This is a genomic window from Plantibacter sp. VKM Ac-2876 (assembly GCF_015350715.1).
In the GTDB taxonomy this organism is placed as follows: Bacteria; Actinomycetota; Actinomycetes; order Actinomycetales; family Microbacteriaceae; genus Plantibacter; species Plantibacter auratus.
Genome location: NZ_JADKSI010000002.1, coordinates 970800 through 994947, shown reverse-complemented (window position 1 = coordinate 994947; position 24148 = coordinate 970800). Strand labels below are relative to the sequence as shown.

Genomic DNA, 24148 nt, shown 5'->3' with positions numbered 1-24148 from the left:
GAAAGGCATCCGCATGAGCATCAGCTCCGACTGGGCGATCGAAGCCCACGGCCTCGTGAAGACCTTCGGCGACAACCGGGCGGTCGACGGCGTCGACCTCTCGGTCCGCACCGGCACCGTCTACGGCGTCCTCGGCCCGAACGGCGCCGGCAAGACCACCACCATCAGCATGCTGGCGACGCTCCTGCGTCCTGACGCCGGCACCGCCACCGTCTTCGGACACGACATCCAGCGGGAGTCGCAGGTCGTGCGCCAGCTCATCGGCGTGACCGCGCAGTTCGCGTCCGTCGATGAGAACCTCTCGGCCACCGAGAACCTCGTCATCTTCTCGCGACTGCTCGGACTCGGCCGCGCGGAGGCGAAGCGCAAGAGCGCGGAACTCCTCGAGGAGTTCGGCCTGAGCGACGCGGCGTCGCGACCCCTGAAGAAGTTCTCCGGCGGCATGCGTCGTCGTCTCGACCTCGCGGCGAGCCTCATCGCCCAGCCGCCCCTCATCTTCCTCGACGAGCCGACCACGGGCCTCGACCCGCGGACCCGCGCGCAGATGTGGGACACCATCCGCCGCCTGGTCGCGACGGGCTCGACCGTCCTCCTGACCACCCAGTACCTCGACGAGGCGGACCAGCTCGCCGACCGGATCGCGGTCATCGACCGCGGTCTCGTGGTCGCCGAGGGCACCTCCGACGAGCTGAAGGCCTCCGTCGGCGAGTCGTCGCTGCAGCTGCGGCTCGCGGACCCCGCCGACCTGGAGGATGCGCGACGGGTCATCTCGAGCGTCCTCGGCGTCGACACCGTCGTCTCGCCGGAGGCCACCCGCATCACGGCTCCGATGCGCGACCCCGACGCCGTGACCGACCTCTTCATCACGCTCCGGGAAGCCGGGATCCGGCTCGCGGAGATGAGCGTCCAGAAGCCGACGCTCGACGAGGTCTTCCTCACCCTCACCGGACACGGCGTCGAGGCGGACGACGCCGACGCCACGTCCGACACCGATTCCCTCGACACCGCAGAGCAGGTCCACGCATGAGCACGATCACCATCACCCCGGCCGCAGACCGGTCCCTCCGGAACCACGTCAGCCTCTCGCAGACGGTCCGCAACTCCTTCACCATGGCGTACCGCGGACTGCTCAAGATCAAGCGCACGCCCGAGCAGCTGATCGACGTGACGGTCCAGCCGATCATCTTCACCCTGATGTTCACGTACATCTTCGGCGGCGCGATCGCCGGCGACGTCGCGAGCTATCTGCCGATCATCATCCCGGGCATCCTGGTCCAGACCGTCATCACGACCTCGGTCGTGACCGGCATCCAGCTCCGCGAGGACATGGACAAGGGCGTGTTCGACCGCTTCAAGTCGATGCCCATCGCCCGTATCGCACCGCTGGCCGGTGCCCTCCTCGCCGACACGGTGCGGTACACGATCGCCACGACGCTCACCTTCGCGATGGGCTTCGTCATGGGGTACCGACCGGAGGGCGGCATCGGCTTCGTGGCCCTCGCCGGCCTCCTCGTGATCGTCTGCGCCTGGGCCATCAGCTGGATCTTCGCGTTCTTCGGGGTCATCGCCCGGAGCGCGAGCAGCGTGCAGGGCATCTCGTTCCTCGTCCTGTTCCCGCTCACGTTCCTCTCGAACGCCTTCGTGAACCCGGAGACGATGCCGAGCTTCCTCCAGGGCTTCGTGGACGTGAACCCCGTCTCGCACCTCGTGACCGCGGTCCGCGACCTCGCGAACACGGGTGTCTTCGGCGGCGACGCCTGGCTGGCGCTCCTCGGAGCCGCCGTCATCGTCGCGGTCTTCGCACCGCTCACCGTGCGGGCGTACATGCGCCGCGCCTGACGACGAGACGACCGCAGCGACCGATCAGCGCGCCGCCAGGGCAGGACTGCCGAGCAGTTCGAACGCCCTGGCGGCGCTCTCGTGCGCCTGCAGGGAGAGGGTCCGCTCGGCGAGGCGGTCGCGCTCGGTCGCCGTGAGGCACGCCGCCGCTGCTGCCTCGTGTGGTGTGCGGACGAGCGATGGGATGTCCTGACGGGAGGCGAGCGCACTGGCGAGCGCGACGAGCTCGGCGCCGATCAACCGCACCTCGTCGTCGTCCGAGCGGACGTACCAGGCGCCGAGGGCGATGACGGTGGAACCCAGCACCGGTCGGTCGAACCGGTTCGGGAGGAGGCGTCCCAGCGCGATGGTGCGGGTGCGGACCCGCCGTACGAGACGCTGGACCTCGGTGGCGTCCGGGACACCGTCCAGCACGGCGGCGGCGATCGCGGCGGAACCGACGAGGGTGAACCACGGCGATCGGCGCGACTCACCCGGAGCGAACGCCACGAGCGCCTTCCCGTAGAGCTCGGCTCCCCGTGCGGCGTCGCCCTGTGCCCGCGCGATCTCGGCGAGACCGGCCCAGCCGATCGACCGCCGTTCGGGGAGCGGGGCGAACGCGGAGAACGAGACGTCGTCCGAGAGGAACCGGTCGAGCACGGTGGTGGCGGCGGCGTGGTCACCGCGGGCGATGTCGCCGATCGCGATCAGCCACTCGAGTTGACGGAGGTCCGCCTCGGCACCGATCGCGGTCAGCCCCTCGGCAGCGCGGGCCGCCCAGACGAGCGCCTCCTCCGGCTCGTCGTTCTGGCTGTGCAGTTGGGCGAGCATGTGCGCACTCATGGCCGCACCCCAGACGTCCCCGAGCGTGAGCGAGAGGTCGTTCGCGCGCAGGGCGGCCGCTTCGGCGGCGCGGGGGTCGCCGTCGTTCTCCGCCGCCTGGGCCGACATGAGGTTCCCGAGGTTCGCGACGTGCGGGTCGGTCGACCGGGAGTACTCGCGGAGGAGGGCCTCCGCGCGTTCGGGGCGACCCGCGACCAGCAACAGGCTGACCATCGCGCGCATCCGTGGGGCCTGTGTCGTCCGCGCCCGTTCAAGTCGGCGGAGGACGCCGATCGCCCGCGCGGACGTCCGGGGATCGGTGGCGAGGAAGGTCACGGTGATGATGGCGACGGCGATGGCCGGGGTGTCGGTCGACACCGACTCCGGGTCCTGGTGGCGGAGCACGTCGAGGACGGCCGTTCCGAAGACCAGGACCTCCTGATGCGCGCTGCGGATCGTCCAGAAGAGGGCGAGTCCCGCGAAGACCGGGGCGACGACGTCGGCGCGATCGTCGGCGACCGCCCCGCGGAGTACGTCCACCAGGGTGTCCTGTTCGAGGGCGAGGCGCGCGAACGCCGCCACCTGTCGTGGTCCCTGCATGGCGGGGAGGAGCGTCTCCGCGAGTGCGACCGCCCACGTCCGAGTGCGGTCGAGCACGAGGTCGTCCTCGCGCGCCTCGGCCGACTTGATCGCGCCGAACTCGCGGACCGTCTCCAGCATACGGAATCGGACGGTCCCGGTGGCCGGGTCGTCCTGCACGGTGAGCAACGACTGCCCGACGAGCGCGTCGAGCGCCTCCACGACCTCGACCTCGGGGGCGAGCACTGCTGCCGCCTCCAGATCGAAGCCGTCGGGGAACCTGGACATGCGACGGAGGACGACACGTTCGTGCTCGCCCAGGAGGTTCCAACTCCAGTCGATGACGGCGAGCAGGGTGCGGTGGCGCTCAGGCGCGCTGCGATCACCGGCGGTCAGCAGGGTGAAGCGGTTCCCGAGTCGTCGCTCCACCTCCTCGACCGACATGGATCTGGTGCGCGCCGCCGCGAGTTCGATCGCCAGCGGCAGGCCGTCGAGTCTCGCGCAGAGACGTGCCGCGACGTCGAGTGGCACATGGAGACCCGGACGGGCCGCGCGGGCACGCTCGACGAACAGCCGCACCGCCGGGCCAGCGTGTTCGAGGTCGGTGCCGTCCACGGCTGCGTCCAGTGGGTCGAGTTGGTAGACGTGCTCGGCGGCGATCGACAACGGGCTCCGACTCGTCGCGAGGACGCGGAGGTCGCCGGCCCAGGCCAGTGCATCGGCGATCCAGCGTGCCGCCGCATCCACGAGGTGCTCGCAGTTGTCCATCACGAGCAGCGTCGGCCGCTCCGAGAGTCGGTCGATGATGCGCTCGTGCAGTTCGACCGGTTGCGCCATGATCGCTTCGCTCAGCCGACGCGGGGTCGGGGCCTCGCGGATGCCGAGTGCGGTCGCGACCGCGAGTGGCAGATCGTCCGGGTCCCGCACGCTCGCCAGTTCCACCACGACGACGCCGGGCGTGGTCGTGGTGGCACGCCGGGCGACCTCCTGGGCGAGCCGGGTCTTCCCGAGGCCACCGGGGCCGAGGATCGTGGTCAGGCGGACTTCGGACACGAGCGTGCCGATCGCATCGAGGTCGGTGTCGCGACCGAGGAGCTCGTTCGGCGCCGTCCGGAGTCCGAGCACCATGCTGGAGACTCGGGCGGTCGCTGGTGTGGCCGCCGGTGGAGACGGCTCGACGGCGTCCTGCAGGAGCGCCGCGTGTGCCGCGACCAGCGCCGATGTCGGGTCGGCACCGAGTTCGTCCCGGAGCCGGTGACGGTGGTCGGCGAAGAGTTGCATCGCGTCGGAGCGACGTCCGCTCTGCGCCTAGGCGTTGAAGAGCATCAGCTGGGTGGCGTCGTCGAGCGGATCGGCGGCGACGAGCGCCTCGAGATCGGTGATGACGGCCGCGCCGTCGCCGAGCTCGAGGCGGCTCTGGGCACGCACCCGGCGCAGGTCGTCGCGGAGCCGCGCCGCGCGGTGCGCCAGCTCGTCGCCGAGCGGGCCGTCCAGTTCAGCGCCTGGATCACCGGTCCAGAGGAGGAGCGCGTCCCGGGCGAGCGTGCCCGCGGTGTGCGGGTCGGCGGCGCGGATGGCCGTCGACGCCGCATCGGCCGCCTGCGCGGCGACGTGGAGGTCGACCAGGGACTGGTCGATCGACAGTCGATAGCCGGCGGCCGAGGAGTCGATGAGGTCGGGCGCCGACACGGCGCGCACCCGTGAGACCAGGGTCTGCAGCGCGGCTTTGGCACCCGCGGGCGGTGCGTCGTCCCACAGCTCGTCGATGAGGGCGGCCGTCGACACGGCGCGCCCGTCCGCGAGCACCAGGATCGTCACCAGCGCTTTGGCGAGCCGGCCGCCGGGTTCGACGAGCCGACCGGTGCGTCCCTCGACGAGCACCGGCCCCAGGACGGTCACTCGGAGGTTCGACGCAGGCACGTCACGAGTGTATCCAGGGCTGTATCCCGGAGCTGTTCGAGTCGTCGTGAGCCGGACTGCCCTCAGCGCAGGGTCTTGCGGGCGGTGATCTGGCCGGTGTCGAAGCCGAGCAGGTGGAGGCCGCCGTGGAACCGGGCGTGCTCCACTTTGATGCAGCGGTCCATCACGACGTCCAGACCCTTCGACTCGCCGTACTCGGCTGCCTCCTGGTTCCAGATGCCGAGCTGCACCCAGACGGTCGGTGCTCCGATGGCGACGACCTCGTCGATGACCTGTGGGATGTCGCTCGCCTTGCGGAAGACGTCGACGATGTCGGGTACCTCCGGCAGGGAGGCGAGGTCGGGGTAGGCGGGCTGACCGAGGATCTCCGTGGCGTTCGGGTTCACGAAGTAGATCGTGAAGTCGCTCGACTGCTGCAGGTAGGTGCCCACGAAGTACGAGGAACGCGCCGGGTTCGGGGACGCGCCGACGATCGCGACGGACTTCGCCTCGCGGAGGAGCTTCAGGCGGGCCTTCGCGTCGGGGCCCGCCCACGTGCGCTGCGAACGCAGCAGCTTCGCGAGCGGCGAATCGGCGGGCAGCGAGCAGGTGAGACCGTTGGTGAGCCGGACCGTCTCGGTCGCGTCCTGGTCGGTCACGGTTGCGTCCACACCGGTCTCGGTCGCGTCCACACCGGTCACTGAGCTTGTCGAAGTGCTCATGCCACTACTCCTTCACCGCTGCGGCGAGCGCCTGGTCGAGGTCGTAGATGATGTCGTCAGGGTCCTCGATGCCGACGCTCAGCCGGACGATGCCCGGCAGCACACCGGCGTCGACGAGTTGCTGGTCGGACAGCTGCGCGTGCGTCGTCGACGCGGGGTGGATGATGAGCGTCTTCGCGTCGCCGATGTTCGCCAGGTGGCTCGCGAGGTCGACGGACTCGATGAGCTTCTGGCCGACGTGACGGCCACCCTTCACCTCGAAGCTGAAGACCGAGCCCGGCCCCTTCGGCAGGTACTTGTTCGCGCGCTCGTGGTGCGGGTGAGCCGGGAGTCCGGCCCAGTTGACGGCGGCGATGCGCGGGTCGGCGTCGAGCCACTCGGCGACGATGCGCGCGTTGTCGACGTGGGCCTGGATCCGGAACGGCAGCGTCTCGACGCCCTGGGCGAGGAGGAAGGCCGAGTGCGGTGCGAGCGCCGGACCGATGTCGCGGAGCTGCTCGGCGCGCAGCCGGGTGAGGAAGGCGTACTCGCCGAAGTTGCCCGACCACTGCAGGCCGCCGTAGCTCGGGACGGGCTGGCCGAACAGGGGGAACTTGTCGGTGTTCCAGTCGAAGCGACCACTCTCGACGACGACGCCACCGAGGGTCGTGCCGTGGCCGCCGAGGAACTTCGTGGCCGAGTGTGTGACGATGTCGGCACCCCACTCGATCGGGCGGTTGAGGTAGGGCGTCGCGATGGTCGAGTCGATGATGAGCGGAATGCCGTGTGCGTGCGCCACGTCGGCGAGGCCCTCGATGTCGGCGATCTCGCCCGAGGGGTTCGCGACCGTCTCGGCGAAGACGAGCTTCGTGTTCTCCTGGATGGCGGCGGCGTAGTCGGCGGCGTCGGACGACTGCACGAAGGTGGTCTCGATGCCGAACCGGCGGAGGGTGACGTCGAGCTGCGTGATCGAGCCGCCGTAGAGGTTGGCCGAGGCGACGATGTGGTCGCCCTGTCCGGCCAGCGAGGCGAAGGTGATGTACTGCGCGGCGAGACCGGAGGCGGTCGCGACGGCACCGAGGCCGCCTTCGAGGCTGGCGATGCGCTCCTCGAAGCTCGCGACCGTCGGGTTGGCGAGGCGGGAGTAGATGTTCCCGTACTTCTGCAGGGCGAAGCGGGCGGCGGCGTCGGCGGTGTCGTCGAAGACGAAGGCGCTCGACTGGTAGATGGGCAGCGCCCGTGCGCCGGTCACCTGGTCGGGGATGTTGCCCGCGTGGATCGCACGCGTGCGGAAGCCATACTCACGATCTGCCATGCGTTCACGCTACCGGAGCACCGTCGAGCGCTTCACCGTGCTGCAACATTGCGTCGCATTCGACCGCACTGCACAGGGCCTGCCCAGGGCGTCGGCGTATCGTGTGGGGCACAGCCCTGATCGGGCTGCCGGACGAGGGCGCAGTACCCGGAACGCGACAAGACTGACCACTTGGGAGTGATCGTCATGTCCTGGATCGTACTCATCGCGTCCGGCGTCCTGGAAGCCGTCTGGGCGACGGCGCTCGGCAAGTCCGAGGGCTTCACGAAGCTCTGGCCGACCGTGACGTTCGCGGGGGCGCTCGTGCTCAGCATGGCCGGCCTCGCCTGGGCCATGCGCGACATCCCGGTGGGTACCGCCTACGCGGTCTGGGTCGGGATCGGCGCAGCGCTCACCGTCGGGTACGCCATGACCTTCGGCGGCGAGCAGCTGTCGGTCGTCAAGGTGCTGCTCATCCTCGGGCTCATCGGCTGCGTCATCGGCCTGAAGATCGTGGGCGGCGAGCACTAGCCGCGCTGGTCAGGTACGCACGCCTGCCTGCCTCAGGCCAGGTGCACCGCTCCGAGCGCGAGCACCGCGATGAGGAGCCAGGAGACGAGCCCGACGACGAGCGCGCGCCACCCGGTGGTGACGAGCGTGCGGACGCGGATCGCGGCACCGAGCGCGAAGAGCGCCATCGCGAGCAGTGCGGTCTGCACGCCGTCGGCGACGTCGAGGACGAGCTCGGGCACCGGGAGCAGGGTGCGGACGAGGACCGCGGCGATGAAGCCCGCGACGAACAGCGGGACGATCGGCGGTCGGGCTGCGGTCGCGGTTCCGTCGGCATCGACCTGCGCACCGGCGCCGGCCGACACCGTCAGGAGTCGGCGGCGCTCGATCGTCGCGGCGGCGGCGACCATGGGGGCGAGGAGCACGACCCGGGTCAGCTTGACGACGACGGCGATCGCGAGTGCGCTCGTGCCGGCGATCTGGGCGGTCGCGACGACCTGACCCACGTCGTGCACGCTCGCCCCCACCCAGTGGCCGAACTGCTCGTCACTGAGGCCGAGGGGGCCACGGAGCGCCGGGAGGACGAAGATCGCGAGGGTCCCGCAGAGGGTGACGAGCGCGACGGGCGTCGCCTGCTCCTCGTCCTTCGCCTTCACGACGCCGCTCATCGCGCCGATGGCGGAGGCGCCGCAGATGGAGAAGCCCGTGGCGATGAGGAGCGGTTCGGGGCCCGTGAGCCCCAGTCTCCGGCCGAGCCAGAGAGTGACGAAGAAGGTGACGACGACGATCGCCACCGTGGTGGCGAGCGTGACCCACCCCAGGCCGGCGATGTCGACGAGGCTCAGCTTCAACCCCAGCAGCACGACACCGATCCGCATGAACCGTTTCGCGCTCATGCCGAGTCCCGGCTTCAGGACACCGGCTGCGAGCCGCTGGAACGGCGGAAGCTGGCCCGCCACCATGCCGAGCAGCACGCTCGCGGTCAGCAGCGGGACGACCGGCAGGAGGGTGTGGAGGCCCAGGGCGGCGAGCGCCGCGGCACCGGCGACGAGCACCCCGGGGAGCGCCTTCATCGTCGTCCTCCCGTCACACCCATGACGGCAACCAGGCGTGCAGGTGCCAGAACCAGTAGGGCACGGTGATGGCGGTCCAGAGCGGATACCAGAAGATGCTCAACAGCGTCGTGATGGTCACGAACACCCCGATGACGCCGATGCCGGCGAACCGTCGTTCCTCCGGGTCGTCGCGGGACCCGAGGATCTTCCCGATCGCGAAGACGAGCGCGAGGATGAGGTACGGCTCGAAGACGATCGTGTAGAACTGGAACACCGTCCGGTTCAGGTAGAGCAGCCAAGGCAGGTACCCCGCGGCGACTCCGAGGACGATGAGCCCGACCTGCCACTCGCGGTACCGGACGAGCCGGTAGACGCAGTACCCGAGCGCGACGGCGGCGCCCCACCAGATGAGCGGGTTGCCGATCGAGGTGATCGCGGAGGAGCAGGCGTCCCACGCGCAGCCGTCGGTCCCGGTGGCGGGGGACTGGTAGTACATGCTCGTCGGCCGGATCATGAGCAGCCAGCCGAGCGGGTTCGCGGCGTAGGGGTGCGGGGTGCTGAGGCCGACGTGGAAGCTGTAGGCGCTCTGGTGGTAGTGGAGCAGGCTCTGGAACCAGTGGGGGACCCACGCGAAGGTGCCGGTCCAGGCGTTGCCCACAGCGTCCGCCCACTGACGGTCGTACCCGCCGGACGTCCTGATCCACCCGGTCCAGCTGGCGAGGTACACGACGGCGGCCACGGGGACGAGGGTCACGAAGGACACGGGGCCCTGCTTGAGGACCGCCGCGCTCGCCCACAGGCTGAGGCCCAGTCGGCGTCGGAGCAGCAGATCCGTGACGATCACGTACACGCCGAACGCGGCGAGGAAGTACAGTCCGTTCCACTTGACCGCGGTGGCCGCGCCGAACGCGACCCCTGCTGCGAGCAGCCATGGCCGCCACCAGAGGACGGGACCCCAGGCCGGATCGGCGCCCCTCGCCCGGGCTGACGCGACCTTCGCCGCCAGGCGTGACGCGTGCCACGACCGGTCCAACAGGATCGCGCCGAATCCCGCCAGTACGAAGAACATGACGAAGTTGTCGAGCAGCGAGACCCGGGCCATGACGATCGCGTGGCCGTCGATCGCGAACAGGAACCCGGCCAGGACGGCGAGGATCGACGAGGTGAACAACCGCTTGGCGATGAGCGTGACGAGCAGGACCGCGAGCGTTCCGGCGATCACGGTGGAGATGCGCCACCCGGTGCTGTCGTCGATGCCGAACACGGCGATGCCGAGCGCGATCAGCCACTTGCCGAGTGGTGGGTGCACGACGTAGGAGGGATTCGTGCTCGGGCTGCCCGCGTCGCCGTTCGCGAAGCCCTCGTCGGCCCCGTCCGGCCAGGTGCTCTCGTAGCCGTTCAGCCACAGCGACCACGAGTCCTTCACGTAGAAGGTCTCGTCGAAGACGAGCGAGTGCGGGTGACCGAGGTTCCAGAACCGCAGCACGAACGCGAGGAGCGTCACGGCGGCCGGACCGCCCCAGATCCAGAGCTTCCGTCGGCGCTCGGTGCGGAGCATCCGCTCCCACCAGCGGTCGAGGCGGGATCCCGTCACAGGGGCTTCCAGAAGATCGACCGACACCGTCTCATCTAACCACCCCGGCCGGATGGGAGACTGGTCCGGTGATCATCCTCGGAGCGACCCCCATCGGCAACCTCGGCGATGCGTCGCCACGACTCCGGGAGGCGTTGGCCGCGGCGGAGGTCATCGTCGCCGAGGACACCCGGACGGCCATCCACCTGCTGCGCGCCCTCGGTGTGGAATCGCGGCCGCGGCTCATCGCCATGCACGACCACAACGAGCGCGAACGTGCCGCCGAGATCGTCGAACTGGCCCGCGAGACCGACGTCCTCGTGCTCAGCGACGCCGGCATGCCGACCGTGTCCGACCCCGGCTTCCACCTCGTCGACGCGGCGGCGGCCGCAGACGTCCAGGTCACCGCGATCCCCGGGCCGTCGGCGGTCGTGACGGCGCTCGCCGTGTCCGGCCTCGCGACGGACCGCTTCACCTTCGAGGGGTTCCTCCCGCGCAAGCCGGGGGACCGACGCAGCAGCCTCCGAGCGCTCGCGACCGAGCCGCGCACGATGGTGTTCTTCGAATCGCCCAACCGACTCGCCTCATCCCTCGAGGACATCGCATCCGTGCTCGGAGCCGATCGTCGCGTGGCCGTGTGCCGGGAGCTCACCAAGCTGTTCGAGGAGGTCAAGCGGGGAACGGCCGCTGAACTGGCCGAATGGGCCTCCGGGGGTGTGAAGGGCGAGATCTGCATCGTCATCGCCGGTGCGGAGGCCGTGGAGGCCGATCCGGCCACCGCGCTCGAGCAGGTACTCGCGCTCGTGGCCTCGGGCACGCGCCTGAAGGACGCCTCCAACGAGGTCGCCGAGGCCACCGGCCTCTCGAAGCGCGACCTGTACCAGGCGGCCCTCGCCGCCCGGCCCCCGAAGGCGTCGCCGGACGCGCAGGTGCGTCCCGCACCGTAACAGGCACGGTGGCGACGCCCGCTCGTCCTAGGATTGACCCCATGGCCGACGGCACCTCGTTCTACATCACCACGCCCATCTTCTACGTCAACGATGCCCCGCACATCGGGCACGCCTACACGGAGGTGGCCGCGGACGTCCTCGCGCGCTGGCACCGTCAGGCCGGCGACCGCACCTGGTTCCTGACCGGGACCGACGAGCACGGCCAGAAGATCCTGCGCACGGCGACCGCGAACGGCGTGACGCCGAAGGAGTGGGCCGACAAGCTCGTCAGCGAGTCCTGGTACCCGCTGCTCGACACGATCGACATCTCGAACGACGACTTCATCCGCACGACGGACGTGCGGCACGAACAGAACGTCCAGCTCTTCCTCCAGCGCCTGTACGACGCCGGCTTCATCTACACCGGTGAGTTCGAGGGGTACTACTGCGTCGGCTGTGAGGAGTACAAGCAGGAGAGCGACCTCGTGCAGGGCACCGGCGAGTACGTCGGGCAGCTCGTGTGCGCGATCCACTCGAAGCCGGTCGAACTGCTCCAGGAGAGCAACTACTTCTTCCGCATGAGCGACTTCGCCGAGCGCCTGCTGGCCCTCTACGAGGAGCGACCGGAGTTCGTGCAGCCGGAGTCGGCGCGCAACGAGGTCATCCAGTTCGTGCGTCAGGGTCTCAAAGACCTGTCCATCTCCCGCTCGACCTTCGACTGGGGCATCAAGGTCCCGTGGGACGAGAGCCACGTCGTCTACGTGTGGTTCGACGCCCTGCTCAACTACATCACCGCCGCCGGGTACGGCTCCGACGAGGAGGCGTTCGCCGAGCGCTGGCCCGCCACGCAGATCGTCGGCAAGGACATCCTGCGGTTCCACGCGGTCATCTGGCCGGCCATGCTCATGGCCGCCGGGCTCGAGGTCCCGAAGCGGGTCTTCGGTCACGGCTGGCTGCTCGTCGGCGGCGAGAAGATGTCGAAGTCGAAGCTCACCGGTATCGCACCGAGTGAGATCACCGACACCTTCGGCTCCGACGCGTTCCGCTACTACTTCATGCGCGCCATCGCCTTCGGGCAGGACGGTTCGTTCAGCTGGGAGGACCTCTCCGCACGGTACCAGGCGGAGCTCGCGAACGGCTTCGGCAACCTCGCGTCGCGCGTGCTCGCCATGGTGACGCGGTACTTCGACGGCGTCGTGCCGGCGAGCGGTCCTGCCGAACCGGCCGACGTGGCCATCCAGGAGACGGTCGCCCGCGCTGCAGCCGACGCCGACGCCGCGATCGAGCGCCTCGCCATCCAGGACGCCCTCGCGGCCATCTGGCGGATCGTCGACGAGCTGAACGGCTACATCACCGAGCAGGAGCCGTGGGCACTCGCGAAGGACGAGGCCAAGCGGGAGCGGCTCGGCACCGTGCTCGCCACGGCGGTCGAGGGCCTGCGCGCCCTGTCGGTCCTGCTCCACCCCTTCGTCCCGAAGGCGACCACCAAGCTGTGGTCCGCCCTCGGCGCCGAAGCCGCCCTCGGCGAGCTCGGCGCACAGCGCATCGGCGACGTCGGCACCTGGGGGCAGCTGCCCGCCGGCACCTCGGTTGCAGGGCTCGAGCCCCTGTTCCCGCGGATCGAGGCCGTCGCCGAATGAGCGAGGGCGTCGCGCCGGATCCGGCCGTCACACCGCACCTGCGGCAGCGCGAAGCGGGGGAGCGGAAGCAACTGAGCTACCCCGAGGCACCTGAGGCGCTGCCGGTCGCGGTCTACGACAACCACACGCACCTCGAGCACGCCGACGGCGACGCCCCGCTGACCCCGTCGGAGCACTTGGACCGGGCGGCCTCCGTCGGGGTCCGCGGCATCGTGCAGGTCGGCACCGACGTGGAGACCTCGCGTTGGTCGGCGGCGATCGCCGCTCGGGACCCCCGCGTGCTCGCGGCGGTCGCGATCCACCCCAACGACGCACCGGACCTCGACCGCGCGGGCACCCTGGATGACGCGCTGGCCGAGATCGACCGTCTCGCGGCGGAGCCCCGTGTCCGCGCCGTCGGCGAGACCGGGCTCGACTTCTTCCGCACCGAGGAGGGCGGTCGAGCGGCGCAGTTCGCATCGTTCGAGGCACACATCGCCATCGCGAAGCGGCACGGTGTCGCGCTGCAGATCCACGATCGCGACGCCCACGACGAGGTCGTCGAGACGCTCCTGCGGGTGGGCGCTCCGGAACGCACCGTCTTCCACTGTTTCTCGGGCGGCCCGGAGCTCGCCGAGCTGTGCGCCGAGCACGGCTGGTACGCCTCCTTCGCCGGGACGGTCACGTTCAAGAACGCCGCACCGCTGCGTGAGGCGCTCGCGATCATGCCCCGCGAGCTGATCATGGTCGAGACCGACGCGCCCTACCTCACGCCCGCCCCGTTCCGCGGTCGGCCGAACGCGCCGTACCTCCTCCCGTACACGGTGCGAGGCATGGCCGAGCACCTGGGTGAGGACGTCGCCGCGTTCGCGACGCAGCTCGCGACGAACACCGAGCGCGTCTACGGCTCCTGGGCCGACTGAGCGACTGAGCCCGTCGCCGAGCCTCGCGCCCGTCGCCCGACGAGGACCGGCTCCGCGATCAGGGATACTGGAGGGATGACCGCCTCCGTCGCCCTGCTCGGCCCCGCCGAGATCCGAGATCTCGCCACCCTGCTGGACGTGACGCCGACGAAGAAGCTCGGTCAGAACTTCGTCATCGACGCGAACACCGTCCGCAAGATCGTGTCGGTCGCGCACGTCGCTCCGGGCGACGTCGTCGTCGAGATCGGCCCTGGACTCGGCTCGCTGACCCTCGGCCTGCTCGAGGCCGATGCGAGCGTCGTCGCCGTCGAGATCGACGGTCGGCTCGCCAAGCAGCTGCCGCTCACCGTGGGGGAGATGGCACCGGGCATGATCGACCGGTTGTCGGTCGTCCACGAGGACGCGATGCGCATCGAGGAACTCCCCGCGCAGCCCAACCGACTCGTCGCCAACCTGCCGTACAACATCTCCGTGCCCGTCCTCCTGCACTTCCTGGAGCACTTCACCTCGCTGACGGCCGGTGTCGTCATGGTGCAGGCCGAGGTCGGCTACCGACTCGCCGCCGGCCCGGGGAGCAAGGTCTACGGCGCACCGAGCGCGAAGGCCGCCTGGTACGGCGCGTGGCGCATCGCCGGCCAGGTGAGCCGCCAGGTGTTCTGGCCCATTCCGAACGTCGACTCCGTGCTCGTCGGATTCGAGCGGCGCAGCGACGTCATCGGCACCGAGGAAGAGCGCATCAAGACCTTCGCGCTCATCGACGCGGCGTTCCAGCAGCGTCGCAAGATGCTCCGGCAGGCACTCGGCAGCGTCCTTGGCAGCTCCCAGGCCGCGACGGAGCAGATGGAGGCCGCCGGAGTGAAGCCGACGGCCCGCGGCGAGGAGCTCACGGTCCACGACTTCCTGTCGATCGTGCGTGCGGGACGATAACGTTGGCGCATGACCGCTGATGCTCGATTCCCGCTGAACGTCCCCGACATCCACCGCCCGTACGCCGCGGCGGACGACCGCTACGCGCGGAACGACTACCGCCAGGTCGGCACCTCGGGCCTCTTCCTCCCCCCGATCTCGCTCGGCCTCTGGTACAACTTCGGCGACAACCGGCCGTTCGACGGGCAGCGCGCGCTCCTGCGCCACGCGTTCGACCACGGCATCACCCACTTCGACCTCGCGAACAACTACGGCCCGCCCTACGGTTCCGCCGAGACGAACTTCGGTCGCATGATGCGCGAGGACTTCGGTCCGTACCGCAACGAGCTCATCATCTCCTCGAAGGCCGGTTACGACTTCTGGCCAGGCCCGTACGGCAACTTCGGTTCGAAGAAGTACCTGACCGCGAGCCTCGACGAGTCGCTCGAGCGGATGGGTCTCGACTACGTCGACGTCTTCTACTCGCACCGCGTCGACGAGGTCACGCCCATCGAAGAGACCGTGGGCGCGCTCGACGCGATCGTGCGCTCCGGCAAGGCCCTGTACGTCGGCATCTCGTCGTACTCGGCCGAGCGGACCGCCGCCGCACACGCCGTCGCTCGCGAGCTCGGCACGCCGCTCGTGATCCACCAGCCGTCGTACTCGATCCTCAACCGCTGGGTCGAGGACGGCCTCACCGAGGTGCTGACCGAGACCGGCCTCGGCGCGATCGCCTTCGTGCCGCTCGCGCAGGGCCTGCTCACCGACAAGTACCTCGGCGACGGCCCGGCCGATCGCGCGACGAACCGTCCCTCCCTGCCCGACCGCCAGGTGAGCGAGGAGATGGCGACCCGCCTCCGGTCCCTCAACGACATCGCCGTGGAGCGCGGGCAGACCCTCGCGCAGATGTCGCTCGCCTGGGTTCTGAACAACCCCGCGATCACCTCCGCCCTCATCGGTGCCTCCCGCCCCGAGCAGCTGGACGAGAACCTGGCGGCGCTCGACGGCCCCGCGTTCACGACCGAGGAGCTCGAGGAGATCGACCGACTCGCGGAGGGCGCCGACGTCAACATCTGGGCGGACTCCTCCGACAAGTGACGCGGTCTGAGGCGCCTGCTCGATCGACTAACTTGGAACAATGACCACCGAGGCCATCCTCAAGCACGTCCACGTGCGAGCACCGGGGAAGATCAACGTCTTCCTCAAAGTCGGCGAAGTGATGGACGACGGCTACCACGACGTCGCGACCGCGTACCAGGCGATCTCGCTGTACGAGGACGTGCACGCGTACCCGGCCGACGACTTCAGTGTGTCGTTCTCCGGCTCGGTGGACGTGTCGGGTGTGCCGACGGACACGAGCAACCTCGCCATCCGCGCCGCGAAGGCCCTCGCGAGACGGACCGGGTACCGCGGCGGTGTCCGGCTCGAGATCGAGAAGCACGTCCCGGTCGCCGGCGGGATGGGCGGCGGCTCAGCCGACGCGGCGGCCACGCTGCTCGCCTGTGACGCCCTCTGGGGGACCGAACGCAGCCGCGACGACCTCCTGGCGCTGGCGGCACGCCTCGGCGCCGACGTGCCCTTCGCCCTGCTCGGCGGCACCGCGGTCGGCACCGGCCGCGGCGACCAACTGAGCAGCGCGTTGGCCAAGGGGCAGTTCGAATGGGTGCTCGCCCTCGCCGACTTCGGCATGTCTACCCCGCAGGTCTACCAGGAGCTCGACGCCCACCGGGCGCGGCACATCCTCGACATCTCGCCGTCCGGTCGTCAGCCGACGGTCGACGCCGCGGTGCTCCAGGCGTTGCGGGCGGGCGACGCCCACCTCCTCGGAGAGGTCCTCTACAACGACCTGCAGGCCGCCGCGCTGCAGCTGCGTCCGGTGCTGGGCGAGGTGCTCGAGTTCGGTGACTCCCAGGGCGCCCTCGGCAGCCTCGTCTCCGGCTCCGGGCCGACGATCGCCTTCCTGGCGGCCGACACCGACGACGCCGTCGAACTGCAGGTGACGCTCGCCTCGTCCGGGCTGAAGGTCATCCGTGCCCACGGACCGGTCCACGGCGCCCGCATCGTCTCGCAGAGCTGAGACGCGTCCCGCACGACACGAAGCAGCCCCGGTCGGAGATCCGACCGGGGCTGCTGTGCGAGGTGGCGCGGTTCAGGCCGCGACGCCGCGCACGCGGAGCGAGTTCTCGATGATCGTGAGCCCCTCCATACCGGGGAGCTTGGCGATGTGCCCGTCGATGCGGCGCACCTCGGCCAGGCCGTCCTCGTCGCCGAAGAGGTGGCCCATGACGTGCGTGACCTCGGAGTCGGGCATGACGCCGGAACCGACGGGGCCCCACACCTTGCGGAGCAGGAAGCGGGTGAGTCGACGTGCGCTCTTCGACGACTCCAGGCGTGCCTTGGCCTGGCTCGCGTAGAACGCCACGTGACGCGTCTCCTGCTTCGCGATCCGCTTGAGCAGCACCGAGAGCACCGGGTGCCGCTCCAACTGCGCGAGGCGGGTGTAGGCGGCGGTCGCGGACCACTCGTTCGCCGCGCCCCAGCTCATGTGCACCGCGATGAAGTCGGTGCCCACGAGGTTGCCGAGGATCGACTGCTTGATGGGGTCGAGGCGGTCCTTCCAGCCGAGCTTCAGGCGCGTCGCCTTGAGCTCGTCGAAGTCGACCGTGATGTCGTGGGCGGCGAGGACGGCGGCGAGCGCCTCCCCGTGCCAGAACTCCTCACGGTTCCACATCGTCATGAACGCGCCGACCTCGTCGTCCTCGTGGGACGGCGTCATGAGCATGTCGCGCAGGTAGCAGACCGTGTGGTACTCGATGTCGCACATGTAGCGCAGGCTGCGCAGGGTGGAAGCGGGGAGCGGGTTCGTCTTGAACTCGTCGAAGTCGAGGTCGCTCCAGTTCACCGAGACACTCGTCTCGGTGAACTTGTCGATGTCAAACGCCATGTGCGGTGGGGCGGTCGGGGATCGTGTCCTCGGCCGTCCTCTCTCCTCTCGGCTGTGCGGGGCGCGGTGCGCGGGTCAGTTCGTCTTCGGAGCGGACGCCTCCGGTGGTTCGTGCCCATTCTCGCACCGTCCACCGGCCGGCCTGCGCCAGCTTGTACAGGGTGTGGTCGGGGTTGACGGCGACCGGGTTCCCGACCAGCTGCAGCCAGGCGGCGTCCGCATGGGAGTCGCCGTAGCCGTAGGAGTGCGCGAGGTCCATGCCGTGCTGCTCGGCGTACTGCGTGAGCCAGGCGCCGCGCGCTTCGTCGACGAGCGGCGGGCTGTCGAGGTAGCCCGTGAGGCGTCCGTTCTCGGCGTGCATCGCCCCGGCCACGACCTCGTCGAAGAACGGCTCGAGCGGAGCCGTCATGAGGTCGATGGTGCCGGTGACGAGGATCGTCCGGTGACCGGCTGCCCGGTGCGCGGCGATCTGCTCGAGCGCCTGGGGGAGGAGGCGGGACCGGACGGCCTTGCCGAAGCCGCCCCGGACGATCTTCTCGAGTTGCGCCACGTCGACGCCCTCGTAGCGACGCATGAACGTGCGGATGAACTCACCGCGGTCGCGGAGTTCAGCACCGATGTACCCAGGCATGGAGGCGCCGAGCGTGGCGATCTCGATGGGCCAGCGCGACCGCGAGGTCGCGGCGAGCCGCAGCCAGAGGTACTGCTCGATGAGGTTCCAGGCGAGCACCGTGCCCTCGAGGTCGAACACCGCGAGGACGTCGTCGCGCACGGGCAGGATCTTCTGCTGCTTCGCGGCGCCCGCCTTGCGGTTGGCGAAGGCGCGGGTCAGGGTCGTGACGGCGGGGAAGTGGATGCGCTGGAAGTAGTCGTCCCAGTCGATCGTCGTGACGTCGAACCCGCGGTCCGCCTGCTGCTCGGGCGTCAGCGAGGCGTGCAGGGCACGGGTGCGCTGGTCGTCGAAGACGATCTCGCTCTGCACGTAGGAGCGGTAGAGCCCGGTGAAGTCGCGGAGCGAGCCGAGGTCGCTCGACGCCTTGCGGATCCGGTCCTGCCACCCGCGGGTGGTCGCGTTCGCCGGCAGGTGGGAGACGACCCGGCCGGCCGCCGTCGTCGCCTTCTGCCGCCGGTCGATGGAGCGCTCGATCGCGCGCCCGCCGGGGAAGTTCCAGGTCGGCACGCTGATGTCACCGGCGTCCGCCGGGATCGGGTGCTCCGTGAAGTAACTGTGCACGTTCGCGTACATCTTGTGGAACGGCAGCGGGTTGCTGGCTCCGGAGCTCACGTGGAAGTAGCGAGCCGCAGCCGGCTCCGGCGGGGTCTGGGCCGCAGCGAGGATCGCGTTGACGACGAAGTCGACGGGGATGATGTCGAGCACGCTGTCGGGGAGGCCCGGGAAGTCGGGCAGCTGTCCGCGCCCGTAGGCGATGATCAACGGGTCGGCGACCTTGTAGCCGTCGATCCATCCGGGGAAGGGGTGCGCGAGCGCGCTCTCGATGATCGAGGGACGCACGACGGAGAGTCGGTTGCCCTCGCCGGCCCAGCGTTCTTCGGCGACCCGCTCGGCCATCGCCTTCGTGAAGGTGTACACGTCGGTCCAGCCGAGGCTCTCGGCGCGTGCGCGGCCGTGGGCGACGAGTCGGGCGTCGACCCAGGCGATGCGTGCGGCCTCGGCGGCGTTCGAGACGGCCTGGGGGCCGGCCTTGCCGTGCTCGCGACGGGCGGTCTGCATGAGCTTGCGCAGGACCTCCGGACGACGGGACGACTCCTCGGTGCGGACGCGTGCTGAGCGGGCGGCCTCGGCCTCGACGCGCCAGTCGACGTCGTGCGCGAGGCTGCGTTCCGGCTGGATGCCCTTCCGCGTGCCGCCGACGTAGGCGGTGGAGACGTGGACGACGTGCGGGGTCGCGCCGCTCTTCGCGAGCGCCGCGTACAGGGTGGTCGCGCCGCCGACGTTCGTGGCGAAGGCCTCGTCGATCGGCGGGTCGAAGGAGACGGTCGACGCGCTGTGGATGACGACGTCGAGGTCGGCCGGCAGTGCCATCTCGTCGAGGCCACCCTCGATCACGCTGACGCGTTCGGCCACGATCGCCGCAGCGGCTTCAGCGCCGACGCGTTCGCGCCAGGCCTTGAACACCGGCTTGCGGAGCAGGGTCTGGAGGCGGTCGCTCCCGCGGACCGACCCCTTCTTCCGGATGAGCAGGCTGACGCGGGTGGTCGGGTGATCGGCGAGCAGGCGCTCGAGCACCGCCTGGCCGAGGAAGCCGGTGCCGCCGGTGACGAGCACGTGCGCGCCGTCGAGGGCATCCGTGGCGGTGGCGGGTTGCTGAGCCTCCAGCTGCTGGGCGTCGGGCTGCTCGGCGTCTGGCGTGGGGGTGTCGGTCATCGGTTCTCCTCGAGGCTGCCGCGGCGTCCGCGGCGGGCAAGTCTGGCGGCGAGATGGAGGCCCGACTGACCGGGCAGCGCGTCGATCGACGCGTCGATGCCGAGGACGGCGGGGTCGCTCCAGGTGGCGGTACTGCGGAACACGAGCGCGGCGAACCGCGCCGTCTGTCGGGGGCCGTTCGCATCGGAGCCGGTGGGCCACACGGCGTTCCGGATGCGGCGACGGGTGATGCCCTGTGCACGGGGCGACGCGGCGAGGCGGTCACTCGCCTGAGCGGTGAAGAACTCGAGGTGCCTGGCCTTCGTCTCGAGGATCTCGTCGACGAGGCGGTCGAGCACGGGGTGCGGCTCGCGCTCACGCACCGTGCGGTACGCCGCGTGGGTGATGAGGTCGTCGATCGTCCCGATCGTCATGTGCCAGGCGATGATGTCCTCGCCGAGCACGTTCGCGATGAGGGCCTGGCCGATGGGCGCGAAGCGGTCGCGCACACCGTGGACGGTGCGGCGGAGACCCGTCGAACGCGTCTTGTCGCGCGGGGTCCCGTTCGCCTTGAGCACGGTGTCGAGGGTGTCGGTGATCCAGTACTTCTCGTACGCCCAGGTGATCAGGAACGCGGTGACCCTGGCGTCCTTGTGTGTGGGGGTGACGAGCACCCCGCGGAGGTACTGCATCGTCGCGCGCTCGATGTCCGACAGGGCGCGGAGCAGCGCGACCGTCTCAGCACTCAGCGGCGTCTCGGCGAAGGCCGCGGCGTCGATCTCCTTGCGACGACTGCCGACGGCGGACTTCGCGTAGTCGCGGACGCTGAACCCGTGGGCAGGCCGCAGCATGGCGCTCTCCTGCTCCGCGTCCTCGAGGGCCGCGGGTGCTGTTCCGCGCGGCGAATCCCGGTTCACCATGGCGTCTCCGTTCCGTGACGATCCGACCTCATCACTGTAGCTTGCAACGATACGCAACGCGTAGCGTATTCTGATCCCCATGGCTACAGCTCTCGTCACCGGTGGGACGTCCGGCATCGGTGCCGCGTTCGCCACGGCGCTCGCCGGACGGGGCTTCGACCTGGTGCTCGTCGCCCGTGATGTCGAGCGGCTCGAGCAATCGGCCGAGCGACTGCGCGCGACCGGTCGCACCGTCGAGGTGATCAGTGCCGACCTCTCGGACCGCGCCGACGTCGCGAGACTCGCCGCACGGATCGAGGACCAGGCGTCGCCGATCGAGGTGGTCGTCAACAACGCCGGTTTCGGGGTGCACGCCCGCCTCACCGACCCCGACACGAGCGAGCTCGACAACGCGATCGAGGTCATGTGCCGGAGCGTCACCACCCTCTCGGGCGCCGCGGCCCGCGCCATGCGGGAACGCGGGCGCGGCACCATCATCAACGTCTCGAGCACGGCGGGGTACATCACCACCGGCGGCTACTCCGCGGTGAAGTCGTTCGTCACCACCTACACCGAGGCGCTCGCTGTTGAGCTCGCCGGCTCGGGTGTCCGCGTCACGGCGCTCTGCCCCGGATGGGTCCGTACCGAGTTCCACGATCGCGCCGGCATCAGCACCCGCTCCATCCCGTCAGGTCTGTGGATCGATGTGGACCGGCTCGTCGCCGACGCCCTCCGCGACGCCGGGAGGGGGGTCGTCGTCTCCATCCCGAGCTTCCGCTTCAAGGCCCTCATGGCCCTCGTCAAGTTCGCGCCCCGTGCGTCCATCCGGTGGATCTCCGGCCGGATGTCCTCGAGCCGTCGAGCCGCCAACGCCGCACAGTCAGGAGCCCGCCGATGACCGCAGAGCCGCGGTTCACCTCCTCCCTCCACGCCAACGCGCGGTTCGTCGCCCAGCGGTTGCTGCTGAAGCCGCTCGTCTGGTCGCTGACCCGCGTGACGGTGACGGGTCGCGAGCGGCTGTCGGGCGTCACCGGGCCGTACATCGTCGTCGCCAACCACCAGTCGCACCTCGACGCACCGCTCGTCGTCGGGGCGATGCCGCGTCGACTGTCGCGCTATCTCGCCGCCGGTGTCGCCGCCGACTACTTCTTCGACGTCCCCGCCCGTCGCATCTTCGCCGCACTCTTCTTCAACGCGTTCCCGGTCGACCGCTCGGGCGACCGCAAGCGTGCAGGCGTGTCACGGGAGCTGCTCGAGAGCGGCGTCCCGATCCTCATCTTCCCCGAGGGCGGCCGATCGCGGACGGGTGAGCTCGGCCGGTTCAAGCCCGGTGCCGCGGCACTCGCCACCCGCCAGGGCATCCCCTGCCTCCCGGTCGCCGTCCTCGGCACCCACTCCGCCATGCCGAAGGGTCGTAACTGGCCCGTCCCCGGACGACCGCCGGTGCGCGTCGTCTTCGGGCAACCGATCCACCCGCAGCCGAACGAGACGCCCGTCCAGCTCATGGACCGCGTCGTCGCCGAGATCGTCGCGCTGCGCGCTTCGGTCGAGCCGGGAACACATGTTTCGATCGACACACCACGAAAGGAAGCCGGATGACGTCTGTGGAGCACATGAAGTGGTGGGGCTGGGGAGTCGAAGGGGTCGCCTTCGAGCACGGCAACAAGCCGGACTTCGCGCCGTTCGTGAAGCAGGCCGTCGGTCTCGACCTCCGGAAGCCGGCTCAGGCGCACCTCAGCTTCGACGAGCTCACCGTCCCCGCATCGCGCGCGTCCGAGGAGTTCATCGCCGAACTCTCGACGCTCGTCGGTCAGGGGCACGTGACCACGGACGACCAGGAACGCGTCGTCCACACCTACGGCAAGAGCATCCGCGACCTGCTCCGGATCCGCGCGAACGACCTGCCCCGCACGCCCGACCTCGTGGTGTACCCGGCTGATGAGGCCGAGGTCGCGTCGGTCGTCGCTGCAGCCGTCGCCGCAGACGCCGTCATCATCCCGTTCGGCGGCGGCACCAACATCGCCGGCTCGCTCGACCCGCAGCCGACCGAGGAACGGGTCATCATCTCGCTCGACCTCGGCCGGCTCGACCGCGTCCTGTCGATCGACGAGGGCTCCGGTCTCGCCACCATCCAGGCCGGTGCGCAGGGCCCCTCGATCGAGGAGCAGCTCGGCGCCAAGGGCTGGACGATGGGCCACTTCCCCGACAGCTTCACGCACTCCACGCTCGGCGGCTGGGTCGCGACCCGCTCATCGGGCATGCAGTCCGACAAGTACGGCGACATCGCCGACATCACCAAGGGCCTGCGGATGGTGCGCCCGAACGGCATCGTGGCGATCCGCCCCGTCCCGAGCGCATCGACCGGACCAAGCGTCCGCGAGATGATCATCGGCAGCGAGGGTCGACTCGGCATCATCACCGAGGTCACCGTGCAGGTCCACCGGACGCCCGCCGTCCGCGAGGTCCTCGGCTACTTCTTCCCCACCTGGGAGGCCGGGCTCGCGGCGATGCACGAGATCGCGGAGAGCGACGCCAGCCCCTCGGTCACCCGGGTGTCGAACGCCCGGGAGAGCGGCTTCTCGCTCGCGACCCGGAAGGCCAGCACCGGCGTCTCGGCGCAGGTCACCAAGGGCCTCATGAAGGTGCTCACGGCCAGGGGCTGGGACCTCGAGCAGCTGTGCCTCTCCTTCATCGGCTACGAGGGCAGCGCGTCCCACGTGCGGTACGAGAAGGGCCTCGTCGGCTCGATCGTCCGGAAGCACGGCGGCATCGGCGTCGGCAAGGGCCCCGGCGCCCTCTACGACCAGAAGAAGTTCGACACCCCGTACCTGCGCGACTTCCTCCTCGACCGCGGAGCCGCGGCGGACGTCTCGGAGACCGCAGCGCCCTGGTCGCGCCTGCAGGAGGTCTACGACGCCGCGAACGACGCCGCCAACGCCGCGTACGACAAGCTCGGGGTGCACGGGTGGATCATGTGCCACCTCTCGCACTCGTACCACTCCGGCGCGTGCCTGTACTTCACCTTCGCGTTCATCACCGGCGACGACCCCATCGGCGAGTACGAGCAGGTCAAGTCGGCGATCCAGCAGTCCTTCGTCGACCACGGTGGCACCCTCTCGCACCACCACGCGGTCGGCGTCGAGCACTCGCCGTGGATGGAGCAGGACATCTCGACCGAGGGCGTCGCGATCATGCGCGGCCTCTTCGACAGTGCTGACCCCGGCTCGAACTTCAACCCCGGCAAGATCCTCGCGGACTGAGCCGTTCCTCCGGTCCCTGAGCCGTTTCTCCGGTCCCTGAGCCGTTTTTCCG

20 protein-coding genes, 1 pseudogene and 1 riboswitch are annotated in these 24148 nt (G+C 70.0%); of the genes and pseudogenes, 12 read left to right on the top strand and 9 right to left on the bottom strand.

Annotation, left to right across the window (positions count from 1 at the left end; genetic code table 11):
* Positions 1-13: 13 nt before the first annotated feature.
* Both ITJ62_RS11075 and ITJ62_RS11070 read left to right on the top strand, forming a co-directional pair.
* On the top strand, positions 14-1027 hold the full coding sequence (locus ITJ62_RS11075; protein ID WP_085510429.1) for an ATP-binding cassette domain-containing protein: 1014 nt from the start codon (positions 14-16) through the stop codon (positions 1025-1027).
* Positions 1024-1839 (top strand): ABC transporter permease, encoded by an 816-nt coding sequence (locus ITJ62_RS11070; protein ID WP_064296503.1) that lies wholly within the window; start codon positions 1024-1026, stop codon positions 1837-1839. Before ITJ62_RS11075 ends, ITJ62_RS11070 begins: the two co-directional genes overlap by 4 nt.
* A 24-nt stretch (positions 1840-1863) precedes the next feature.
* Here the strand turns inward: ITJ62_RS11070 and ITJ62_RS11065 are convergent, their stop codons facing one another.
* From ITJ62_RS11065 to ITJ62_RS11050, 4 genes and pseudogenes are all read right to left on the bottom strand, one after another.
* Positions 1864-4347, bottom strand: a complete 2484-nt coding sequence (locus ITJ62_RS11065; protein ID WP_228498402.1) for an AAA family ATPase — start codon at positions 4345-4347, stop codon at positions 1864-1866.
* 72 nt (positions 4348-4419) lie between these two features.
* Positions 4420-4908, bottom strand: a pseudogene (locus ITJ62_RS19025) (BTAD domain-containing putative transcriptional regulator); the annotation flags it as partial.
* Between the two features lie 293 nt (positions 4909-5201).
* Positions 5202-5693 (bottom strand): CoA-binding protein, encoded by a 492-nt coding sequence (locus ITJ62_RS11055; RefSeq protein ID WP_370581906.1) that lies wholly within the window; start codon positions 5691-5693, stop codon positions 5202-5204.
* 151 nt (positions 5694-5844) lie between these two features.
* Positions 5845-7134, bottom strand: coding sequence for an O-acetylhomoserine aminocarboxypropyltransferase/cysteine synthase family protein (locus ITJ62_RS11050; RefSeq protein ID WP_194601934.1), 1290 nt, complete (start codon positions 7132-7134; stop codon positions 5845-5847).
* A 108-nt stretch (positions 7135-7242) separates the two neighbouring features.
* A riboswitch (guanidine-III (ykkC-III) riboswitch) is annotated at positions 7243-7306 on the top strand.
* Between the two features lie 14 nt (positions 7307-7320).
* On the opposite strand from ITJ62_RS11050, the gene ITJ62_RS11045 reads away from it, so the two are divergent.
* Positions 7321-7644, top strand: coding sequence for a multidrug efflux SMR transporter (locus ITJ62_RS11045; RefSeq protein WP_079003866.1), 324 nt, complete (start codon positions 7321-7323; stop codon positions 7642-7644).
* Positions 7645-7676: 32 nt separating this feature from the next.
* Here the strand turns inward: ITJ62_RS11045 and ITJ62_RS11040 are convergent, their stop codons facing one another.
* Together ITJ62_RS11040 and ITJ62_RS11035 are read right to left on the bottom strand one after the other, a co-directional pair.
* Complete coding sequence (locus ITJ62_RS11040) at positions 7677-8696, bottom strand: YeiH family protein (RefSeq protein ID WP_194601932.1); 1020 nt, start codon at positions 8694-8696, stop codon at positions 7677-7679.
* A 13-nt stretch (positions 8697-8709) separates the two neighbouring features.
* Positions 8710-10272, bottom strand: coding sequence for a dolichyl-phosphate-mannose--protein mannosyltransferase (locus tag ITJ62_RS11035; RefSeq protein ID WP_370581896.1), 1563 nt, complete (start codon positions 10270-10272; stop codon positions 8710-8712).
* A gap of 68 nt (positions 10273-10340) precedes the next feature.
* On the opposite strand from ITJ62_RS11035, the gene rsmI reads away from it, so the two are divergent.
* The 6 genes from rsmI (at position 10341) to ITJ62_RS11005 (ending at position 16705) form a co-directional block, all read left to right on the top strand.
* Positions 10341-11198 carry a 16S rRNA (cytidine(1402)-2'-O)-methyltransferase gene (gene rsmI / locus ITJ62_RS11030; protein ID WP_124768941.1) on the top strand — a complete coding sequence of 286 codons (858 nt, stop codon included), beginning with the start codon at positions 10341-10343 and terminating at the stop codon, positions 11196-11198.
* Between the two features lie 41 nt (positions 11199-11239).
* The gene (gene metG, locus ITJ62_RS11025; RefSeq protein WP_079001972.1) at positions 11240-12820 is read left to right on the top strand and encodes a methionine--tRNA ligase; all 1581 of its coding nucleotides are present in this window, start codon (positions 11240-11242) and stop codon (positions 12818-12820) included.
* Complete coding sequence (locus ITJ62_RS11020) at positions 12817-13722, top strand: TatD family hydrolase (protein WP_194601929.1); 906 nt, start codon at positions 12817-12819, stop codon at positions 13720-13722. The genes metG and ITJ62_RS11020 overlap by 4 nt, the downstream gene beginning before the upstream one ends.
* A gap of 75 nt (positions 13723-13797) precedes the next feature.
* Positions 13798-14649 (top strand): 16S rRNA (adenine(1518)-N(6)/adenine(1519)-N(6))-dimethyltransferase RsmA, encoded by an 852-nt coding sequence (gene rsmA, locus ITJ62_RS11015; RefSeq protein WP_079705445.1) that lies wholly within the window; start codon positions 13798-13800, stop codon positions 14647-14649.
* A gap of 9 nt (positions 14650-14658) precedes the next feature.
* On the top strand, positions 14659-15726 hold the full coding sequence (mgrA, locus tag ITJ62_RS11010; protein ID WP_194601926.1) for an L-glyceraldehyde 3-phosphate reductase: 1068 nt from the start codon (positions 14659-14661) through the stop codon (positions 15724-15726).
* A 40-nt stretch (positions 15727-15766) separates the two neighbouring features.
* The gene (locus ITJ62_RS11005) at positions 15767-16705 is read left to right on the top strand and encodes a 4-(cytidine 5'-diphospho)-2-C-methyl-D-erythritol kinase (protein ID WP_064296493.1); all 939 of its coding nucleotides are present in this window, start codon (positions 15767-15769) and stop codon (positions 16703-16705) included.
* A gap of 72 nt (positions 16706-16777) precedes the next feature.
* Here the strand turns inward: ITJ62_RS11005 and ITJ62_RS11000 are convergent, their stop codons facing one another.
* The 3 genes from ITJ62_RS11000 to ITJ62_RS10990 are packed head-to-tail and all read right to left on the bottom strand — an operon-like array spanning position 16778 to position 20857.
* Positions 16778-17572, bottom strand: a complete 795-nt coding sequence (locus ITJ62_RS11000) for a hypothetical protein (RefSeq protein ID WP_079705450.1) — start codon at positions 17570-17572, stop codon at positions 16778-16780.
* Positions 17562-19958 carry an SDR family oxidoreductase gene (locus tag ITJ62_RS10995; RefSeq protein ID WP_194601923.1) on the bottom strand — a complete coding sequence of 799 codons (2397 nt, stop codon included), beginning with the start codon at positions 19956-19958 and terminating at the stop codon, positions 17562-17564. The genes ITJ62_RS11000 and ITJ62_RS10995 overlap by 11 nt, the downstream gene beginning before the upstream one ends.
* Positions 19955-20857: a hypothetical protein gene (locus ITJ62_RS10990; RefSeq protein ID WP_228498162.1), complete on the bottom strand. Its 903-nt coding sequence runs from the start codon at positions 20855-20857 to the stop codon at positions 19955-19957. The genes ITJ62_RS10995 and ITJ62_RS10990 overlap by 4 nt, the downstream gene beginning before the upstream one ends.
* Positions 20858-20936: 79 nt before the next feature.
* Here ITJ62_RS10990 and ITJ62_RS10985 point away from each other — a divergent pair, with 79 nt between their 5' ends.
* From ITJ62_RS10985 to ITJ62_RS10975, 3 genes are read left to right on the top strand one after another with little or no spacing between them, the layout of a single operon-like run.
* Positions 20937-21734, top strand: a complete 798-nt coding sequence (locus ITJ62_RS10985) for an SDR family oxidoreductase (RefSeq protein ID WP_194601920.1) — start codon at positions 20937-20939, stop codon at positions 21732-21734.
* A complete protein-coding gene (locus ITJ62_RS10980; protein ID WP_138946648.1) occupies positions 21731-22435 on the top strand; it encodes a 1-acyl-sn-glycerol-3-phosphate acyltransferase in 705 nt (234 codons plus the stop codon). The genes ITJ62_RS10985 and ITJ62_RS10980 overlap by 4 nt, the downstream gene beginning before the upstream one ends.
* A complete protein-coding gene (locus ITJ62_RS10975) occupies positions 22432-24096 on the top strand; it encodes an FAD-binding oxidoreductase (RefSeq protein ID WP_194601917.1) in 1665 nt (554 codons plus the stop codon). Before ITJ62_RS10980 ends, ITJ62_RS10975 begins: the two co-directional genes overlap by 4 nt.
* Positions 24097-24148: the final 52 nt, after the last annotated feature.

Excerpts from the sequence above, each read along its gene's own strand:
- metG (WP_079001972.1), top strand. The coding sequence starts at position 11,240 with ATGGCCGACGGCACCTCGTTCTACATCACCACGCCCATCTTCTACGTC.
- ITJ62_RS11070 (WP_064296503.1), top strand. The coding sequence starts at position 1,024 with ATGAGCACGATCACCATCACCCCGGCCGCAGACCGGTCCCTCCGGAAC.
- ITJ62_RS11075 (WP_085510429.1), top strand. The coding sequence starts at position 14 with ATGAGCATCAGCTCCGACTGGGCGATCGAAGCCCACGGCCTCGTGAAG.
- rsmA (WP_079705445.1), top strand. The coding sequence starts at position 13,798 with ATGACCGCCTCCGTCGCCCTGCTCGGCCCCGCCGAGATCCGAGATCTC.
- ITJ62_RS11065 (WP_228498402.1), bottom strand. The coding sequence starts at position 4,347 with ATGGTGCTCGGACTCCGGACGGCGCCGAACGAGCTCCTCGGTCGCGAC.
- ITJ62_RS10990 (WP_228498162.1), bottom strand. The coding sequence starts at position 20,857 with ATGGTGAACCGGGATTCGCCGCGCGGAACAGCACCCGCGGCCCTCGAG.
- ITJ62_RS10995 (WP_194601923.1), bottom strand. The coding sequence starts at position 19,958 with ATGACCGACACCCCCACGCCAGACGCCGAGCAGCCCGACGCCCAGCAG.
- ITJ62_RS11045 (WP_079003866.1), top strand. The coding sequence starts at position 7,321 with ATGTCCTGGATCGTACTCATCGCGTCCGGCGTCCTGGAAGCCGTCTGG.
- ITJ62_RS11000 (WP_079705450.1), bottom strand. The coding sequence starts at position 17,572 with ATGGCGTTTGACATCGACAAGTTCACCGAGACGAGTGTCTCGGTGAAC.
- ITJ62_RS10980 (WP_138946648.1), top strand. The coding sequence starts at position 21,731 with ATGACCGCAGAGCCGCGGTTCACCTCCTCCCTCCACGCCAACGCGCGG.
- ITJ62_RS11020 (WP_194601929.1), top strand. The coding sequence starts at position 12,817 with ATGAGCGAGGGCGTCGCGCCGGATCCGGCCGTCACACCGCACCTGCGG.
- ITJ62_RS11050 (WP_194601934.1), bottom strand. The coding sequence starts at position 7,134 with ATGGCAGATCGTGAGTATGGCTTCCGCACGCGTGCGATCCACGCGGGC.
- ITJ62_RS10985 (WP_194601920.1), top strand. The coding sequence starts at position 20,937 with ATGGCTACAGCTCTCGTCACCGGTGGGACGTCCGGCATCGGTGCCGCG.
- mgrA (WP_194601926.1), top strand. The coding sequence starts at position 14,659 with ATGACCGCTGATGCTCGATTCCCGCTGAACGTCCCCGACATCCACCGC.
- ITJ62_RS10975 (WP_194601917.1), top strand. The coding sequence starts at position 22,432 with ATGACGTCTGTGGAGCACATGAAGTGGTGGGGCTGGGGAGTCGAAGGG.
- ITJ62_RS11040 (WP_194601932.1), bottom strand. The coding sequence starts at position 8,696 with ATGAAGGCGCTCCCCGGGGTGCTCGTCGCCGGTGCCGCGGCGCTCGCC.
- ITJ62_RS11005 (WP_064296493.1), top strand. The coding sequence starts at position 15,767 with ATGACCACCGAGGCCATCCTCAAGCACGTCCACGTGCGAGCACCGGGG.